Annotated in this window: 14 protein-coding genes; 11 read left to right on the forward strand and 3 right to left on the reverse strand. The window is 47.9% G+C overall.

The genetic code is table 11. The features are described from left to right. The first annotated feature begins 38 nt into the window (after nucleotides 1–38). From NYE42_RS01610 to NYE42_RS01625, 4 genes are all read left to right on the forward strand, one after another. Nucleotides 39–1,241: an MFS transporter gene (locus NYE42_RS01610; RefSeq protein WP_352426713.1), complete on the forward strand. Its 1,203-nt coding sequence runs from the start codon at nucleotides 39–41 to the stop codon at nucleotides 1,239–1,241. A gap of 381 nt (nucleotides 1,242–1,622) precedes the next feature. Then, a complete protein-coding gene (gene opuAA, locus NYE42_RS01615) occupies nucleotides 1,623–2,879 on the forward strand; it encodes a glycine/proline betaine ABC transporter ATP-binding protein OpuAA (RefSeq protein WP_015416756.1) in 1,257 nt (418 codons plus the stop codon). Continuing rightward, a complete protein-coding gene (gene opuAB, locus NYE42_RS01620) occupies nucleotides 2,880–3,728 on the forward strand; it encodes a glycine/proline betaine ABC transporter permease subunit OpuAB (RefSeq protein WP_003156639.1) in 849 nt (282 codons plus the stop codon). Further along, nucleotides 3,728–4,609, forward strand: a complete 882-nt coding sequence (locus NYE42_RS01625; RefSeq protein ID WP_007409051.1) for a glycine betaine ABC transporter substrate-binding protein — start codon at nucleotides 3,728–3,730, stop codon at nucleotides 4,607–4,609. The genes opuAB and NYE42_RS01625 overlap by 1 nt, the downstream gene beginning before the upstream one ends. Nucleotides 4,610–4,643: 34 nt before the next feature. Here NYE42_RS01625 and NYE42_RS01630 read toward each other — a convergent pair whose 3' ends face one another. Continuing rightward, the gene (locus NYE42_RS01630) at nucleotides 4,644–5,765 is read right to left on the reverse strand and encodes a M20 peptidase aminoacylase family protein (RefSeq protein WP_039252859.1); all 1,122 of its coding nucleotides are present in this window, start codon (nucleotides 5,763–5,765) and stop codon (nucleotides 4,644–4,646) included. A gap of 133 nt (nucleotides 5,766–5,898) precedes the next feature. Here NYE42_RS01630 and NYE42_RS01635 point away from each other — a divergent pair, with 133 nt between their 5' ends. The 4 genes from NYE42_RS01635 (at nucleotide 5,899) to NYE42_RS01650 (ending at nucleotide 11,345) form a co-directional block, all read left to right on the forward strand. Continuing rightward, complete coding sequence (locus NYE42_RS01635; RefSeq protein WP_144664471.1) at nucleotides 5,899–7,332, forward strand: YfcC family protein; 1,434 nt, start codon at nucleotides 5,899–5,901, stop codon at nucleotides 7,330–7,332. 91 nt (nucleotides 7,333–7,423) lie between these two features. After that, nucleotides 7,424–7,912 carry a DUF6773 family protein gene (locus NYE42_RS01640; protein WP_015416759.1) on the forward strand — a complete coding sequence of 163 codons (489 nt, stop codon included), beginning with the start codon at nucleotides 7,424–7,426 and terminating at the stop codon, nucleotides 7,910–7,912. Between the two features lie 229 nt (nucleotides 7,913–8,141). Beyond that, nucleotides 8,142–10,121, forward strand: coding sequence for a starch-binding protein (locus NYE42_RS01645; RefSeq protein WP_352426714.1), 1,980 nt, complete (start codon nucleotides 8,142–8,144; stop codon nucleotides 10,119–10,121). A 270-nt stretch (nucleotides 10,122–10,391) separates the two neighbouring features. Continuing rightward, on the forward strand, nucleotides 10,392–11,345 hold the full coding sequence (locus tag NYE42_RS01650; protein WP_014416851.1) for an L-lactate dehydrogenase: 954 nt from the start codon (nucleotides 10,392–10,394) through the stop codon (nucleotides 11,343–11,345). Between the two features lie 41 nt (nucleotides 11,346–11,386). Here the strand turns inward: NYE42_RS01650 and NYE42_RS01655 are convergent, their stop codons facing one another. Next, nucleotides 11,387–12,919, reverse strand: coding sequence for an MDR family MFS transporter (locus NYE42_RS01655; RefSeq protein WP_003156627.1), 1,533 nt, complete (start codon nucleotides 12,917–12,919; stop codon nucleotides 11,387–11,389). 113 nt (nucleotides 12,920–13,032) lie between these two features. Between NYE42_RS01655 and NYE42_RS01660 the strand changes: the two genes are divergently transcribed. From NYE42_RS01660 to NYE42_RS01670, 3 genes are all read left to right on the forward strand, one after another. Beyond that, nucleotides 13,033–13,494, forward strand: a complete 462-nt coding sequence (locus tag NYE42_RS01660; RefSeq protein WP_144664475.1) for a MarR family transcriptional regulator — start codon at nucleotides 13,033–13,035, stop codon at nucleotides 13,492–13,494. A 63-nt stretch (nucleotides 13,495–13,557) separates the two neighbouring features. Then, nucleotides 13,558–14,187 (forward strand): LysE family translocator, encoded by a 630-nt coding sequence (locus NYE42_RS01665; protein ID WP_043021494.1) that lies wholly within the window; start codon nucleotides 13,558–13,560, stop codon nucleotides 14,185–14,187. Nucleotides 14,188–14,254: 67 nt separating this feature from the next. Further along, on the forward strand, nucleotides 14,255–15,016 hold the full coding sequence (locus NYE42_RS01670; protein ID WP_064115801.1) for a YqcI/YcgG family protein: 762 nt from the start codon (nucleotides 14,255–14,257) through the stop codon (nucleotides 15,014–15,016). A gap of 1 nt (nucleotide 15,017) precedes the next feature. Here NYE42_RS01670 and NYE42_RS01675 read toward each other — a convergent pair whose 3' ends face one another. Further along, nucleotides 15,018–16,346 (reverse strand): amino acid permease, encoded by a 1,329-nt coding sequence (locus NYE42_RS01675; protein WP_144664477.1) that lies wholly within the window; start codon nucleotides 16,344–16,346, stop codon nucleotides 15,018–15,020. Nucleotides 16,347–16,386: the final 40 nt, after the last annotated feature.

Consider the following 16,386-nt stretch of genomic DNA (forward strand, 5'->3'; position numbering starts at 1 on the left):
ACTTATACGGTAATCATTTTCGATTTGAGGTGCTGCTTATGAACAAACAACCTGCCGTCACTCCGCGAAAACTTCTGGCGATTGCCGGAATGGGCTGGCTGTTTGATGCGATGGATGTCGGAATTTTATCGTTTATTATTGCCGCGCTTCACACTGATTGGAATTTAACACCTGATCAAATGAAATGGATCGGAAGCGTCAATTCCATCGGTATGGCAGCGGGCGCCTTTGTATTCGGAATGCTGGCCGACAGGATCGGCCGGAAAAAAGTGTTTATGATCACGCTGTTATTCTTTTCTGTCGGAAGCGGCATATCCGCTTTCGCAACGGGATTGACGGTTTTTCTCATATTGCGTTTTCTGATCGGAATGGGGCTTGGCGGGGAACTGCCTGTCGCCTCGACGCTCGTGTCAGAAGCGTCCCCTCCCGAAAAGCGGGGACGGATCATCGTGCTGCTTGAGAGCTTTTGGGCCGCGGGGTGGCTTCTTGCGGCGGTGATTTCCTATTTTGTCATACCGTCATTCGGCTGGCAGGCCGCGCTGCTCTTAACGGCGCTGGCCGCATTTTATGCGCTGTACTTGCGGAGAAGCCTTCCGGAATCACCGGCGCATCAGGCATTGCCGCAGAAAAAAAGCATACGCGGGCAGGCGGGAAGTGTCTGGACGAAACCGTATATCCGGCCGACGGTGCTGCTGTCTGTCGTTTGGTTCTGCGTCGTCTTTTCTTATTACGGCATGTTTTTATGGCTGCCGAGCGTGATGCTGATGAAAGGCTACAGCATGATTGAGAGCTTCGAATACGTCCTTCTGATGACACTTGCCCAGCTTCCCGGATATTTCTCTGCGGCGTGGCTGATCGAAAAAGCGGGGCGGAAGACCATCTTAGTCTTCTATTTGCTCGGAACGGCGGGCAGCGCTTATTTCTTCGGTGCCGCGGATTCATTGGCCATGCTGCTCACAGCGGGCATGCTGCTGTCCTTCTTCAATCTCGGCGCATGGGGCGTGCTTTACGCCTATACACCAGAGCAGTATCCTGCGGCGATCCGTGCGACCGGTTCCGGCACAACGGCGGCCGTCGGCAGAATCGGCGGCATTTTCGGTCCGCTTCTCGTCGGATCGCTTGCAGCCCGGAACGTTTCGTTTACAGTGATTTTCGCCGTCTTTTGTGCGGCCATCCTGATTGCCGTCATCACCATTATTATTCTCGGAAAAGAAACGAAACAGACAGAGCTTGTGCAATGAGCACCCTTTTGGGGTGCTTTTTTTAGTGAGCTGTCTGTTGACAGACCTATATTTTTCCTTAATATTCCTTATTTTTAGGAGGGGAAAACTTCTTTTTTCAGGACAATGTCGCGAAAAAATTCTTGTTTTTGTAAAAAAAGGATAGGAAATCAGTTTGCAGCACATTCGATGGAAACGTTCTCAAGCCTGATAAAATCCCGATTTACTTTATAATTTATCCTCAATAAGGAGGATTAGAGAGTATTTAGAAGCATACCAGAGGAAAATAAGACACAGGGATGTTTTTAAAGTAATGATACAAAATAAACGGGATTATGATGTTTGTTTGACTTATTACAAACGTGTTACGGTATTAAAGATTGCTTATTATGGAGGGAAAATATGAATTTGGATGAGAAACCAATTAAGATAAAAGTCGAAAATGTATCTAAGGTTTTCGGAAAACAGACAAAAAAAGCCATTCAGATGCTGTCCAGCGGAAAAAACAAAAAAGAGATCCTGAAAGCGACCGGATCAACCGTTGGTGTCAATCAAGCAAACTTTGATGTATATGATGGGGAGATATTTGTCATCATGGGTCTATCGGGGAGCGGTAAATCAACTTTAGTTCGGCTGTTAAACCGGCTTATTGAACCGACTGCCGGGAATATTTATATTGATGGTGACATGATAACAAATATGTCAAAAGACCAGCTCCGGGAAGTGCGCCGGAAAAAAATCAGCATGGTCTTTCAAAAATTTGCACTGTTTCCGCACAGAACGATTCTTGAAAATACGGAATACGGCCTGGAGCTTCAAGGCGTCGACAAAAAAGAGCGTGAGCAAAAAGCGCTTGATTCGCTTAAACTTGTCGGTCTTGAAGGCTTTGAACACCAATTTCCTGATCAGCTCAGCGGTGGAATGCAGCAGCGTGTCGGACTTGCCCGCGCATTGACGAATGATCCTGACATTCTTCTGATGGATGAAGCTTTCAGTGCGCTTGATCCGCTGATCCGCAAAGACATGCAGGATGAGCTTTTAGACCTTCATGACTCTGTCGGCAAGACGATCATCTTCATCACGCATGATCTTGATGAAGCATTGCGCATCGGCGACAGAATCGTGCTGATGAAAGACGGTAACATCGTTCAGATCGGGACGCCTGAAGAAATTCTGATGAGCCCGTCCAATGAATACGTTGAGAAATTCGTTGAGGACGTTGATTTATCCAAAGTTCTGACAGCGGGCCACATCATGAAGCGCGCTGAAACCGTGCGGATTGACAAAGGGCCTCGTGTAGCGCTGCAGCTCATGAAGAATCTCGGTATTTCTTCTATTTACGCCGTTGATAAACAGAAACAGCTTCTCGGCGTCATTCACGCGGCGGATGCGAAAAAAGCGGTGGAATCCGACTTATCGCTTCAGGATATTCTAAATACTGAATTTACGACTGTAAACGAAAGCACGTACTTGACGGAAATTTTCGATGTCGTGTCTGATGCGAATATTCCGATCGCCGTCACGGACGATAAGGACCGCATGAAAGGCATTGTCGTAAAAGGCGCATTAATCGGCGCGCTTTCAGGAAATAACGATTATATAAATGTTGAAGATTCTGCTGAACAAGCTCAGGATTCTTCTGTTCAGGGGGTGAAGTAAATGGACAGATTGCCTAGAATTCCGTTAGCAGATATCGTTGACCGGTTTGTTGACTGGCTTACCATGACGTTCGGAGGTTTCTTTGACGGAATCTCAAACGGTTTGGCCGCTTTCGTAAACGCGATTGTGAGCGGTTTGGGTTTCATCCCGTCTATTTTATTGACTGTTATTTTTGCAGCTCTCGCTTGGTGGATCAGTACGAGAGGAATTGCACTCTTTACGTTAATCGGATTCCTTGTTATTGATTATTTGGGCTATTGGTCGCCGATGCTGCAAACGTTGGCGCTTGTCGTCACATCTGTTTTGATTTCCATTATTATCGGGGTTCCGATCGGCATATGGGCGTCTCAGAAAGAAACGGTCCGCCGCATTGTTACACCGATTCTGGATTTAATGCAGACCATGCCGGCTTTCGTATATCTGCTGCCTGCAATTTTCTTCTTTAATATCGGGGTTGTGCCAGGCGTCGTGGCATCTGTTATTTTCGCGATGCCTCCGACGATTCGCATGACGGTTCTCGGTATTAAACAGGTTCCGGCTGATCTGATTGAAGCGACGGAAGCATTCGGTTCAACGACGTCTCAGCGTCTGTTCAAGGTTCAGCTTCCGCTTGCCACAAAAACAATTCTTGCCGGTATTAACCAAAGCATCATGCTTGCTTTGTCAATGGTCGTTATCGCGGCCATGGTCGGTGCGCCGGGTCTCGGTTCTGAAGTATACAGCGCCGTGACACAGTTGAAAACCGGTGTCGGAGTGGAAGCGGGTATCGCGATCGTCATCGTAGCGATTACACTCGACCGTATCACGCAAAACATTAAAGTGAAGAAGAAGAGCAGGGGGAATGCCTGATGCTTAAGAAAATCATCGGTGTCGGCGTTACCGCTGCGCTGGCTCTTTCTTTGGCTGCCTGCGGTTCGCAGACTGATGGTAAGGCAACGGCTGCGGACCAGGTGAACAAAACCATTATCGGTATTGATCCGGGATCGGGGATCATGGCCCTGACGGATGAGGCTGTGAAGGATTACGGGTTGAAAGACTGGAATGTCGTCACGGCGTCAAGTGCTGCCATGACGGCGACATTGAAGAAATCATATGACAGGAAAAAGCCGATCATCGTAACGGGCTGGACGCCGCACTGGATGTTCTCCAGATACAAGCTGAAGTTCCTTGATGATCCGAAAAAAACGTATGGAACTGCCGAGCAAATTCATACAATTACAAGAACCGGCTTCAGTAAGGAACAGCCTAACGCGGCCAAAGTTCTCAGCCAGTTCAAATGGACGCAGGACGATATGGGAGAAGTCATGATTGCCGTTGAGGAAGGCGAAAAGCCGGCCAAAGCCGCAGCTGAATATGTGAAAAAACACAAAGACCAAGTGGCTCAATGGACAAAAGGCGCCCATAAAGTCAAAGGTGATAAAATCAACCTGGCTTATGTGGCATGGGACAGTGAAATCGCAAGTACGAATGTAATCGGAAAAGTATTTCAAGACCTCGGCTATGACGTGAAGCTGACGCAAGTGGAGGCAGGACCGATGTGGACTGCGATTGCGACAGGCAGCGCGGATGCGTCATTGTCTGCTTGGCTTCCGAATACCCATAAGGCATATGCGTCTAAATATAAAGGCAAATATGAAGATGTAGGAACGAGTCTGACAGGCGTCAAGATGGGTCTGGTCGTTCCTCAGTATATGAAAAACGTCAATTCAATTGAAGATTTGAAGAAATAACGAAGAAAAGCAGCCCTGTAACGGGCTGCTTTTTTTATGCTTCAAACGATTTGAGGACGGCAGCCGTTAATATCTCAACGCCTGTAAAGATGGCGCTTCGGTCAAATGTCATTTGGGGATGGTGAAGCCCCGGCTGCAGACCGCATCCTAGGCCGAGCATCGTCGTTTTTAAGTTCGGCACCTTTAACCCGTAAAAGTGAAAATCCTCTCCTCCGGTTGTCACAAGAGGTTCATCCACATGTTCTTCTCCGAGAATGCCGCTTATCGCAGATGCCATGATGGCTTCCGCCTCCTTGTTTCGCTCGGCTGCCGGGAGGCTGTGTTCTTTTTGCAGTTCGATTTTTGCGCCGAATGCGGCAGCCGCCGCCTCACAGGCTCTTTCGGTTTCGGCGGTTAATTTCTCCATGGCGGCATTGGTTTGTGCGCGGAGATCAAGGCTGAACGATGCTTTTCCCGGAATGATATTGGAACTCTCACCGCCTGCCTGAAGCTTTGTCATCTTCACGGAATGCGGGATGCCGGGATCAAGATGAATGAAGCTGAGTTTTTGGACGAGAAGGGCGGCGATTTCGATACTGTTAAGGCCGAGATGCGGTCTCGCGCCGTGGGCTTCTTCTCCGATAATCAGGCCTTCTATATGCTGGCTTGAGCCATGCAGAATGGACGGTGCGCATCGGCCGTTTGCCGTTTCCTGTACGGGGCGCACGTGCACGCCGTATAAGAAATCAACATCATCCAGTACGCCTTTTTCAATCATTTTCAGCGCTCCGCCGCCTTTTTCTTCCGCCGGCTGAAAAATTAAGCGGATGGTGCCCTTCGGAAGTTTCGGCTGACTCTTTAAAAGCATCATCGTGCCGAGCGCCATCGTCATATGTGAATCATGTCCGCATGAATGGTTCGCCTGAAAGACACCGTCCACTTCCTGCCACAGCGCGTCAATATCCGCCCGGACAGCCACAACGGGCGAGCCTTCTCCGATTTCGCCGACAACACCGGTACAATCATCAAACGTGCGGGTTCGGCAGCCGGCCTCTTTCAGTTTTTCAGTCAGATATTCAGTTGTTTGATATTCTTTCCAGCTTACTTCGGGATTGGCGTGCAGGTGGTCAAAAATATCCATAATGACTTGCTTTTCATGCGCTGTGAGTCTGTTCATGCCGTAAGTCCTCCTTCAAAAGCTGTCTGTTTTTTATTTTTGATATTGAAAACAGGCAATCGGTCTGTATATAATATAGCACATATCTGTATTTTCTGAATAGTTTATAAATTTAAAGCGGGATGGTGATGTTATGGCTGTGCCGAAGGCCGAACCTGTATTGAAAAAGAAGAAATTGTTTGTGATGCCTGATGCTTATGTGCTGCTGTTCATTGTCGCTTTACTATGCGCGATAGCGTCGTACATCGTTCCCGCGGGGGAATTTGACAGGGTGACAAAGGGCAGTGTGACGTCCGCCGTCCCGGGGAGTTATCATTCTTTAGACCGGTCTCCTGTCAGCCCGATCGCTTTTTTTACCGCGATTCAGGAAGGGATGACAAGTTCCGCGCCGATTATTTTTTTAATCCTGTTTACGGGCGGCACCATTGCGATTTTGGAGAAAACGGGCGCCATCAATGGATTGATCAGTAATGTCATCAGTACGTTCCGCACAAAACAGCTGCTGTTTATTGCGATTGTCGGATCTCTATTTTCGATCCTCGGCACAACCGGCATCGTCGTTAATTCCGTGATCGGTTTTATTCCGATCGGCCTGATCGTCGCCCGCTCGCTGAAATGGGACGCCGTGGCCGGAGCGGCCGTCATTTATATCGGCTGCTATGCCGGGTTTAACGCGACGATTTTATCACCTTCACCGCTCGGATTATCACAAAGCATCGCGGAGCTGCCGCTGTTTTCCGGTATCGGCCTGCGGATTGCCGTCTACATTTGTTTTCTGTTATCATCTATTTTATATATTTATCGGTATACGAGAAAACTCAGAAAAGCAAAGGATGCCAGTCTGCTGGGGAACGATTGGTTTCCGGCGGCAGGTTCAGTCCCGCAGGTTTCTGAGCCGGAGGACAAGCATGTCCCGTTTACCGTCCGCCATAAATTGATTCTGGCTGTTGCGGCTTTGTCGCTTGCCGGCTTTTTATACGGCGCGCTTACTCTTGGCTGGTCTGATTCAGAGATGGCCGCCGTGTTCATTTTTATCTCAATCGTGTCCGGCCTGATTGCAGGAATGGCGGCAAATGATATCGCAAAAACGTTTATTACAGGCTGTCAGGGGCTCGTTTACGGTGCGCTGATCGTCGGAATGGCGAGAAGCATTTCCGTTATCCTGGAACATGGAAAGCTGCTTGATACGGTAGTCAATGGACTTGCGTCACTGCTGCACGGTTTCAGCCCGATGGCAGGCGCCATCGGAATGTATATTTCCAGCGCCCTGCTTCATTTTCTGATTTCATCGGGCTCAGGGGAGGCGGTCGTATTTATTCCGATCTTGGCGCCGCTTGCCGATCTGATGGGCATCACGAGACAGGTCGCGGTTGAAGCGGTCATGCTCGGAGAAGGCGTCGTAAACTGTGTCAATCCGACTTCCGGCGTGCTGATGGCCGTACTGGCTGCCAGCGGCATTCCGTACGTAAAGTGGCTTCGCTTCATGATTCCGCTGGCGCTGATTTGGTTTGTCATCGGTCTCGTGTTTATCTGCATAGGCGTCCTGATCAATTGGGGCCCTTATTAACATTTTTGTCAATGATATTTCGGTTTATCATTATGAATCGGCAAGATATAATGGGAGTTGTAAGCCATTCTTAATAGTACGGGAGGAAGTCATGAATCAGCGTCGGAACAGACTTTCAAACGTGAATGGAAAGAGTGAGAGTGTGAAAGAGAAAGAACGAATGATTTGGTCAGAAGTCGGAATGCTTGTGGGCACACTGTCTTTGCTTGACATCATCGTACGCGGACTTGTTCTGAACTGTCCGTTTAGGGAATGGGCCGGAAGCTTGGCGGTTTTCTTCATTATAATTGTTTATTATTGCATCAGGGCGGGGGCGTCGGGAATGCTCATGCCGAGAATAGACACCAAAGAAGAACTGCAAAAGCGGGTGAAGCAGCAGCGGATAGATTCAATTGCGGTCACTTTTGCGGTAGCGGCGATTACGATGTACGACAGGGGGTTTCCCCATACATTCTTTGCTTGGCTGAAAATGATCTTTCTTTTTATCGTCTGCGGAGGCATTCTGTTTCTGCTTCGGTATGTCATTGTGAAGCTGTCTTACAGAAGAGCGATAAAAGAAATAAAAAAGAAATCATCTTGACAGGTGGTTTCTTTTTTTGTTTGAAAGCGGGAAGTCTTTTTAATTGATAGGAATATAGATTTGAATTCACTCTGCCACGTTGCTTTGATAGAGAGTGTGTGATAAGTTGAAATGTAAGCGTTAACAGAATTCTCCAGTCTTCACAACAGTTGAAAGGAGCTGAAGAAAGAGTAAGAGGAATTTTTGACTCCGCAGTCAGTCTTCAAAAATCAAATAAGGAGTGTCAAAAATGTTTGAAAAACGATTCAAAACCTCTTTACTGCCGTTATTCGCCGGATTTTTATTGCTGTTTTATTTGGTTTTGTCAGGCCCGGCGGCTGCAAACGCTGAAACTGCAAACAAATCGAATAAGGTGACCGCGTCATCGGTCAAAAACGGGACCATCCTTCATACATGGAATTGGTCGTTCAATACGTTAACACAAAATATGAAAGATATTCGTGATGCGGGCTATGCAGCCATTCAGACGTCTCCGATTAACCAAGTAAAGGAAGGGAACCAAGGAGATAAAAGCATGAGGAACTGGTACTGGCTGTATCAGCCGACATCGTACCAAATCGGCAACCGTTACTTAGGCACTGAACAAGAATTTAAGGACATGTGTGCAGCCGCGGAAAAATATGGCGTAAAAGTCATTGTCGATGCGGTTATCAATCATACTACCAGCGATTATGGCGCGATTTCTGACGAGATTAAGCGTATTCCAAACTGGACCCATGGAAACACACAAATTAAAAATTGGTCGGATCGATGGGACGTCACTCAAAATTCATTGCTTGGGCTGTATGATTGGAATACACAGAATACTGAGGTGCAGGCCTATCTGAAACGTTTCTTGGAAAGAGCATTGAATGACGGAGCAGACGGGTTCCGCTATGATGCCGCCAAGCATATAGAGCTTCCGGATGATGGGAATTACGGCAGCCAATTTTGGCCGAATATCACAAATACATCAGCGGAGTTCCAATACGGAGAAATCCTGCAAGACAGCGCGTCCAGAGATACAGCTTATGCGAATTATATGAATGTGACGGCTTCTAACTACGGGCATTCCATCAGATCCGCTTTAAAGAACCGTAATCTGAGTGTGTCGAATATCTCCCGTTATGCATCTGACGTGTCTGCGGATAAGTTAGTCACATGGGTGGAATCACATGATACGTATGCCAATGATGATGAAGAGTCCACATGGATGAGTGATGACGATATTCGTTTAGGCTGGGCAGTGATTGGTTCCCGCTCAGGAAGCACGCCTCTTTTCTTTTCCAGACCTGAGGGCGGAGGAAATGGTGTAAGATTTCCCGGAAAAAGTCAAATAGGAGATCGCGGGAGCGCCTTATTTAAAGATCAGGCGATCACTGCGGTCAATCAATTTCACAATGTAATGGCCGGGCAGCCTGAGGAACTCTCGAATCCGAATGGGAACAACCAAATCTTTATGAATCAGCGCGGCTCAAAAGGCGTTGTGCTGGCAAATGCAGGATCGTCTTCTGTCACCATCAATACTTCAACGAAATTACCTGACGGCAGGTATGATAATAGGGCCGGCGCCGGTTCATTTCAAGTAACGAACGGCAAACTGACAGGTACGATCAATGCCAGATCCGCGGCTGTTCTTTATCCTGACAACATTGGAAATGCGCCTCATGTCTTTCTTGAGAATTACCAAACGGGGGCAGTCCATTCTTTCAATGATCAGCTGACGGTCACCCTGCGTGCAAATGCGAAAACAACAAAAGCCGTTTACCAAATCAATAATGGGCAGCAGACAGCATTTAAGGATGGAGACCGACTAACGATCGGGAAAGGAGATCCAATCGGCACGACATACAACATCAAGTTAACCGGAACGAACGTCGAGGGTGCAGCGAGAACCCAAGAATACACGTTTGTCAAAAAAGACCCGGCCCAAACCAACATCATTGGCTATCAAAATCCGGATCATTGGGGCCAGGTAAATGTATATATTTACAAACATGATGGAGGCAGGGCCATAGAATTAACCGGATCGTGGCCCGGGAAAGCAATGACTAAGAATGCAAATGGAATGTACACGCTGACGCTGCCTGCGAATGCGGATACGGCCAATGCCAAAGTGATTTTTAACAATGGCAGCGCCCAAGTGCCCGGACAGAACCAGCCCGGCTTTGATTATGTGCAGAATGGTTTGTATAACAACTCCGGTTTAAACGGTTATCTTCCGCATTAATGGATAGGGCCATCATCACATCAGCGTGCGGGCAAACCCCCGCTTCTGGGAAAGGGACAGCGCGTCTTCAATCACGCTGAAAAGATGACAGCATCCTAAAACGGAACCGTTTTAGGATGTTGTCAAAAATCTGGAAACCATCACCGATATTTTTTTGTTCAAAAATCAAACTTTTCTCTTGCAAAAGTTTGTGAAGTGTTGCACAATATAAATGTGAAATACTTCACAAGATAAAAACAGACACCACGAAACACTGGAGGATGAGCATACATGATGAACGAACGAGTGAACAAAGTAGCATTAATCGGAGCAGGTTTTGTTGGAAGCAGTTATGCATTTGCGTTAATTAACCAAGGGATCACAGATGAGCTTGTGATCATTGATGTAAATAGAGAAAAAGCCATGGGAGATGTCATGGATTTAAATCACGGAAAGGCATTTGCGCCTCATCCGGTCAAAACGTCTTACGGCACATATGAGGATTGCAAGGATGCCGATATCGTGTGCATCTGTGCCGGAGCCAATCAAAAACCGGGCGAAACGAGACTTGAGCTGGTCGAAAAAAATCTCGCCATTTTTAAAAGCATTGTCGGTGAAGTAATGGCAAGCGGATTTGACGGCATCTTCCTCGTTGCCACAAACCCGGTCGACATTCTCACTTATGCGACTTGGACATTCAGCGGGCTGCCGAAAGAACGCGTCATCGGCAGCGGCACGACACTGGATTCTGCGCGATTCCGTTATATGCTGAGTGAATACTTCGGAGCCGCTCCGCAAAACGTACACGCCCACATTATCGGCGAGCACGGCGATACCGAGCTTCCTGTATGGAGTCACGCCAATATCGGCGGAGTGCCGGTGCAGCAATTGCTGGAGAAAAATGCAGCTTACAAACAGGACGAGCTGGATCAGATCGTTGACGATGTGAAAAACGCGGCCTACCATATTATCGAGAAAAAAGGCGCGACATATTACGGAGTGGCGATGAGCCTTGCCCGTATCACAAAAGCGATTTTGCGTAATGAAAACAGCATTTTAACCGTCAGCACATATCTGGACGGCCAATACGGTGTAAACGACGTCTTTATCGGCGTTCCGGCCGTCGTCAATCGGAACGGCATCGCAGGTGTGACGGAACTTGAGCTGAATGAAACGGAACAGGCTCAATTCAGCCGCAGCGCAAACGTGCTGAAAGATATTCTCGCTCCGCATTTCGCAGAGTAAACAAAAAAGCAGTACATGACAAACGCCATGTACTGCTTTTTTTAATTCGCTTTTTTCGCCATTTCCTGAGAGGTTTTTACTCTCGCTTTTCCCATAAACAAAATGGTAACGGCCGCAATGACGATCGGCGCCAGCGCAAGCGTAAATACATATGTGATGCTTTGCGACATGGCGTCAATAATGCGATCCAGAATGTGCGGCGGAATATGAGCGCGCGTGCCGGCCTGGAAAATCTCCTGCGGATTTCCGATGTTCTGCATCGCGCCGCCCGCTCCTTTCATGCCGCTGAATGAATCTGTGAGCTTATTGGTAAACACATTCGTCTGGATGGTTCCGAAAATCGTCACACCGAGCGTCATACCGAATGATCTCAAAAACGAGTTTGTTGAGTTGGCGCTTCCGCGGTAACGCGGCTCCAGATCGTTCATGGACGCGGCCGGCAGCAGTGAGAAGTTGAAGCCGACGCCGAATCCTGAGATCAGCATGAATACCGTCAGCATCGTACGCGCCGTATCCGGTGTCATATTGGAAAGCAGCAGCATTCCGATAAAGAAAGCGACCACGGAAATCAGCATTAAATTGCGGAACCGCACTTTCGTCTGGAAAATTCCGCCGATCATACTTCCGATAACAGAACCGATCATCATCGGCGTCAAAATAAAGCCCGCGCTTGTCGCTGTGCTTCCGTACACAGCCTGAACGAAGATCGGGATAAACACCGCTAAAATGACGAACGTGGCTCCGTAAAGGAACGCCAGAATCTGTGCCGTGGCAAATAAACGGTTTTTAAACATCCAAAATGAGATAATCGGTTCTTCCGCTTTTCTTTCCACAATAAAAAAGGCGATAAAGAACACGGCGAACACAGCGAACAGACCGATGATCTGCACGGAGTTCCAATCATACGTTTTTCCGCCGAGCTCAAGAGCGAACATCAGACCGACAATGGAAACCACCAGCGTGATTGCGCCGGCCCAGTCGATTTTCTGTTTCTTGTGTTCAAGGGATTCTTTATAATAACGAAGAATGAAAAACAATGATAAAATACCGATCGGCACGTTGATGTAAAACACCCAGTGCCAGCTGATGGAGTCGGTAATGAGCGCGCCTAAAAGCGGCCCGAGAACGCTGGACAGGCCGAAAACGGCACCGAACATGCCCGACATTTTTCCGCGTTTTTCGGGCGGAAATAAATCAAAAATGATCGTGAAGGCGATCGGCATCAGCGCGCCTCCGCCGATTCCCTGAATGACGCGGTAAATAATGAGCTGATCCATTGTTTGGGCGATTCCGCATAATGCAGATCCGATTAAGAAAAGAATAAGACCGAATAAAAAGAAACGCTTGCGTCCGTACATATCGGACAGTTTTCCGTAAATCGGCATACCGGCCATAACGGCTACCATGTATGATGCCGTCACCCACGCGAACTTGTCGAAACTTCCGAGGTCCGCCACGATATTTCCCATCGCAGTGGCAACGATTGTATTATCCATAGCCGACATTAAAATGCCCAGTAAAAGACCGATGACGACAAACTTCGTCGAGGCGTCCTTAGCGGCTGTTTGTTCCATGCTTTTTCCTCCCATACTTACTTTTGATCATTAAATTTGCTATGATCATATTAGATTTGCCGAAAATTATCTTGATCGTCAAGATAAATTGATTTTATAGGGAGGCCTGTCAGTTGTCAACAAGAAATACCAGAAGCGAGACGGAGGAAACCGCGATACAGTTATTCCGGAAGATGGCCACAAGGACGATCCTTTTTCATCAGGCGGCCGCTCAATCTCTCGGTCTGTTTCCGACCGATTTAAAATCAGCTGATATCTTAAATGAAGCAGGCCCGATGACCGCAGGCGAGCTTGGGAAAAAAACCGGCCTCAGCACAGGTTCGGTAACGGCGCTCATTGACCGGCTCGAAAAAGCGGGATATGTCATGAGGAAAAAAGACCCCGAAGACAAACGTCGGGTGATCATCGTGCCCCTGACGGCCGGAAAAGCGAATGTGAAGAAATTGTTCAGCTCCTTATCCCAGTCCACGATCAGCCTTTGCCGGCAATATAAAGAAGAAGAACTGCAGCTGATATTCGATTTTTTAGGAAAGGCGACGGACATGATGGAAGACGAGCTTGAGAAATTAAAATAATGTATCATATCACGGCCCATTCATGAATAACTTGTACAAGTTGCATGAATGAGGGGGAAGCCAATGAACATCTTTTTAAGCTACATCGTTCTCGGGCTGTCATTGTCAGCACCTGTCGGACCGGTCAATGCGGCGCAAATTGACAAAGGCATCAAAAACGGCTTTTGGCATGCATGGATTTTCGGTCTTGGCGCCATGGCCGCGGACGGGCTGTATATGATTCTGATCTATTTCGGGCTGTCTCAATTTTTGACCGCTCCTTTTGTAAAAACGTTTTTGTGGCTCTTCGGTTTTTTCGTGCTGACCTATACGGGAGTCGAAACGCTAAAAAATATCAGGGAAGCCATGAATGTCAGAAGCGGAAAAGGAAAACCGGCTTTTTACAAAACATTCGGCGCGGGATTTTTTATTTCTCTTTCCAATCCGCTGAGCATTTTATTCTGGCTCGGCATATACGGCAGCATCCTCGCTAAAACCGCTGAATCCTTCGATGCAAATCAGCTTTTGATTTACAGCTCCGGCATTCTTCTCGGCATTTTGATCTGGGATTTCTGCATGGCGATCGCTGCGAGCACTTTCAGAAATCTTCTTCATGAAACAGCGCTTCGCTGGCTGACGGGAGCGGCGGGTGTGTCTTTGATCGTTTTCGGATTTTATTTCGGCTGGCAGGGGATTCAAATGCTCATCTCATAAATAGAAGGACTGTCACCCATCGCCTGTCTCCATCATAACGTATCCTGACGATACTGGAGGTGGGCTGATGGCAAGCGAGCTGTACACAAAAAGTTGCCTTGAGGAAAAGTTATTGGATCTGCCAAATTGGCAGAGAGTCGCTTTTGAGCTTCTATCAGAAAAAGTAGGCGATAAAGCGGACGCGTTTCCGTGCATTCCGGGACGTCAGGGATTTTTGACAGATCAGCTCCGGATATCCTTTGCGGGTGATCCCCGCGAAGAGGGAACCCCGGAGGAAGTGGGACTACTGCTGTCCGAGTACGGAAAGATCTCAAGGAATACCGGAAAATACGCGTCGCTGCTTGTGATTTTTGATACGCCTGAGGATTTAGCTGAGCATTATTCCGTTGAGGCGTATGAAGAGCTGTTCTGGTCTTTTTTAAACCGGCTGAGCGGCTGCGACCCGAAAGACTGGCCGGAAGACATACCGGAAGACCCTGAACATTATAAATGGGAGTTCTGCTTTGACGGCGAGCCGTATTTTATTCTGTGCGCGACGCCTGCGCATGAAGCGAGACAAAGCAGAAGCTTCCCGTTTTTTATGCTGGCGTTTCAGCCGAGATGGGTTTTCGAAGGATTAAATGATTCAACCGCGTTCGGACGAAACATGAGCCGGCTGATCAGAAAACGCTTAGAGGCGTATGATGAAGCCCCTCTTCATCCCCGATTGGGGTGGTACGGAGGAAAAGACAATTTAGAATGGAAGCAATATTTCCTCCGTGATGATGAGACGCAAGTGTCAAAGTGTCCCTTTTCTTATTTGAAGAGACTGTTTAAACCGACGAAATAAGCTATGATCCGGCAGGGCTGTGTCCCTGCTTTTTTTGTACGATCCATGTCACGATCGCAATGACGGCGAGAAAACAAAGGCTGACCAGAAAACCGGGCCGGCTCGATTTCTCAAACAGCGTCCCGGAGACGGCCGCGACAATCAGCACAAGGGCGATAACAATCTGTACGGTTCCCATCTTTGTCGTTTCGAGCAGTTTCTTGCCCGAGAACAAAATGAACAGCCACGTATAAAGAAGCATCAGTCCCGCCGCGGTTGTCATGTGTTCATATATATTTTTCGGCAGCACCAATGACAGGATGATGGAGACGATGAGTCCGGCAAACGTCAATCCGAGCGCAGGCCAGCAGATTTTTTTGTTTTCCTTTAATCTGAAGCATTTCGGCGCATCTCCGTCATCTGCCATCGTACAAAGCAATGTCGTCACGGCAAACAGCGAGGCGACGAGCGTGGAAAATCCCGCAATAATAAAAATCCCGTTAAAAATATCAAGAATGATATCTAAATGAAAACCCTTCAGCGATGTAATAAACGGGCTGTCCTGTTCGGTGAATTTGCCCAGCGGCACTAACAGCAGCGCCAGGCCGAGAGAAATGACGTAAATCACCGCAAGAACGGCAAGCATCAGCCGGCCTGATTTTGAGGCTTCCTCCGGATTTTTCAAATGCACGGTCATCAGCCCCAAGACTTCAATTCCTCCGAAGGCGTAAAACGCATAAATCAATCCGGTCCATAACCCCATCGCTCCGTGCGGGAACAAATCCTTTGATTCGTTCGGCACCTGTACATCCGGTTTATGAGAAAATATACCGCACAGCGCCAATATGGCGATGACGATAAACATAACAATCGCCGCCGTCTTGACAACAGCGAGCACATTTTCCGTTTTTTGAAAAACGGACAGCCCCGTAAATATAATCAAGAGACCGAGCACCGCATAGATGGAGGCGAAAATCCACAGCGGCACATTCGGAAACCAATGCTTCGTAAAAAGCGAGATCGCTGTCAGCTGGCTTCCAGTGATCAGCATCTCGGACGACCAGTACACCCATCCGTTGCTGAAACCGGCCCAAGTGCCGAAAGCCTTTCTCGCATAAGCGCAAAAAGACCCCTTTTCGGGCTGTTTAGCCGAAAGCTTCGCGAGCTGCTCAAAGACAAAATAGGTGCCAAGCCCGGCAATAAGAAATGAGATCAGCGCGGAATATCCGCTTTTGACAATAGCGATGCTGGACCCGAGAAAAAAGCCCGTCCCGATTGTGCAGCCGACGCCGATTAAGGAGAGCTGCCACCAAGCGAGATTTCCTTTAGGCTGGTCCTGTGATTTACCCATGAAGTTCAACCCCTTTATCAAAGCTTAGATTGCAGCCGTC

The sequence above is a fragment of the Bacillus sp. FSL K6-2865 genome (assembly GCF_040311405.1).
Lineage (GTDB): Bacteria > Bacillota > Bacilli > Bacillales > Bacillaceae > Bacillus > Bacillus velezensis.

Bases quoted from the DNA above. Each gene is read 5' to 3' on its own strand.
- NYE42_RS01610 (WP_352426713.1), top strand. From the start codon at position 39: ATGAACAAACAACCTGCCGTCACTCCGCGAAAACTTCTGGCGATTGCC.
- opuAA (WP_015416756.1), top strand. From the start codon at position 1,623: ATGAATTTGGATGAGAAACCAATTAAGATAAAAGTCGAAAATGTATCT.
- opuAB (WP_003156639.1), top strand. From the start codon at position 2,880: ATGGACAGATTGCCTAGAATTCCGTTAGCAGATATCGTTGACCGGTTT.
- NYE42_RS01625 (WP_007409051.1), top strand. From the start codon at position 3,728: ATGCTTAAGAAAATCATCGGTGTCGGCGTTACCGCTGCGCTGGCTCTT.
- NYE42_RS01630 (WP_039252859.1), bottom strand. From the start codon at position 5,765: ATGAACAGACTCACAGCGCATGAAAAGCAAGTCATTATGGATATTTTT.
- NYE42_RS01635 (WP_144664471.1), top strand. From the start codon at position 5,899: ATGGCTGTGCCGAAGGCCGAACCTGTATTGAAAAAGAAGAAATTGTTT.
- NYE42_RS01640 (WP_015416759.1), top strand. From the start codon at position 7,424: ATGAATCAGCGTCGGAACAGACTTTCAAACGTGAATGGAAAGAGTGAG.
- NYE42_RS01645 (WP_352426714.1), top strand. From the start codon at position 8,142: ATGTTTGAAAAACGATTCAAAACCTCTTTACTGCCGTTATTCGCCGGA.
- NYE42_RS01650 (WP_014416851.1), top strand. From the start codon at position 10,392: ATGATGAACGAACGAGTGAACAAAGTAGCATTAATCGGAGCAGGTTTT.
- NYE42_RS01655 (WP_003156627.1), bottom strand. From the start codon at position 12,919: ATGGAACAAACAGCCGCTAAGGACGCCTCGACGAAGTTTGTCGTCATC.
- NYE42_RS01665 (WP_043021494.1), top strand. From the start codon at position 13,558: ATGAACATCTTTTTAAGCTACATCGTTCTCGGGCTGTCATTGTCAGCA.
- NYE42_RS01670 (WP_064115801.1), top strand. From the start codon at position 14,255: ATGGCAAGCGAGCTGTACACAAAAAGTTGCCTTGAGGAAAAGTTATTG.
- NYE42_RS01675 (WP_144664477.1), bottom strand. From the start codon at position 16,346: ATGGGTAAATCACAGGACCAGCCTAAAGGAAATCTCGCTTGGTGGCAG.